Origin of the sequence: Mycobacterium shimoidei, assembly GCF_900417275.1 — a bacterium.
Taxonomy (GTDB): domain Bacteria; phylum Actinomycetota; class Actinomycetes; order Mycobacteriales; family Mycobacteriaceae; genus Mycobacterium; species Mycobacterium shimoidei.
Genome location: NZ_UEGW01000006.1, coordinates 1 through 1524, shown reverse-complemented (window position 1 = coordinate 1524; position 1524 = coordinate 1). Strand labels below are relative to the sequence as shown.

Sequence of the window (1524 nt, the reverse complement as noted above, 5' to 3'; positions counted from 1 at the left end):
TCGGCGCAGTCAACCCATTCGACGCGCCATCCTGATTCACCGCCGACCCACGCACCAACGCCAACACCGGATGACCCAGCCGCCGCGCATCCGACAACCGCTCCACCACCAGCATCCCGCCACCCTCGGAGAATCCGGTGCCATCGGCAGAGCCGGCGAATGCCTTGCAGCGGCCGTCCGGTGAAAGTCCCCGCCAGCGACTGAATTCCACGAAAATGTCTGGGGTGGCGTTGATGGTCACACCGCCGGCCAGCGCCAGATCGCACTCCCCCGACCGCAGCGACTGCACCGCCATATGCAGCGTGACCAACGACGACGAGCACGCGGTGTCCACCGACAGTGCCGGACCCTCCAGGCCTAGCACGTAGGCGACCCGCCCGGAGGCCACACTTGACGACTGGCCGGTCAGCCGGAAGCCTTCCACCGGTTCGGCGGAGAACATGCCGTAACCCTGGGTCATCACCCCGGCGAATACACCGGTGGCGCTGCCCCGCAGGCTGGTCGGGTCAATCCCGGCGCGCTCCAACGCCTCCCACGACAACTCCAGGAACATCCGCTGCTGCGGGTCCATCGCCAGCGCTTCGCTCGGCGGCACCCCGAAGAATCCCGCGTCGAACCCGGCGATATCGTCGACGAAGCCGCCGACGCGCGTGTAGCAGGCGCCGGGTACGTCTGGGTCGGGATTGAACAGGCTGGCCAAGTCCCAGCCGCGGTCCTTGGGGAACTCGGTGAGCACATCGCGGCCCTGGGCAACCATGTCCCACAAGTCTTCTGGCGAATCAACGCCACCGGGAAAGCGGCACGACATCCCCACGATCGCGATCGGGTCGTCGCCTGTGGTCCGGACGGCCGGAACGTGCTTGACTTCTTGAGGCACCCCGGCGAGCTCGGTACGCATGTATCCGGCAAGCGCGTTGGGTGTTGGGTAATCGAAGATGAGGGTGGGTGAAAGCGCCAGCCCGGTCGCGGCTTTGAGCCGGTTGCGCATCTCGACCGCGGTCAGCGAGTCGAAACCCAGCTCCTGGAACGCCTTGTCCGGGTCGATGGCCTCCGGCGTGGTGGTTCCCAGCACCGTGGCGATGTGCGAGCGCACCAAATCCAGCAGCACCGCATGCTGCTCGCTCTCACTGAGACCGCTCAGCCGTTGTACCAGTGCGGATTTCGATTTGGTAGCGGCCAGGGACTCGTCGACGCGACGGCGAGTCGGCGCCTTGACGAGCTCGCTGAACATCGGCGGCACCAGCGCTCCGTGCGCGCGCAGCGCGCCGCTATCGATGTGAGCCGGCACCACAAAGGGTTCGTCGACGGCCAGCGCGGTGTCGAACAGCTCAAGGGCCTCGGCCGAGGACAACGCGACGACACCGCTGCGGCTCAGTCGGGCGCGGTCGGCGGCGTCGAGTCCGCCGGTCATGTTGCTGGCTTGATCCCACAGCCCCCAGGCCAGCGAGATCGCCGGCAACCGATGAGCCCGCCGATGCGCGGCCAACGCATCCAAAAACGAATTCGCCGCCGCATAGTTCGCCT

At 66.9% G+C, this 1524-nt stretch carries 1 protein-coding gene; it reads right to left on the bottom strand.

What is annotated here, in order from left to right:
- On the bottom strand, window positions 1–1524 hold a 1524-nt coding region (locus MSP7336_RS23495; RefSeq protein WP_113965227.1), incomplete at both ends, for a beta-ketoacyl reductase.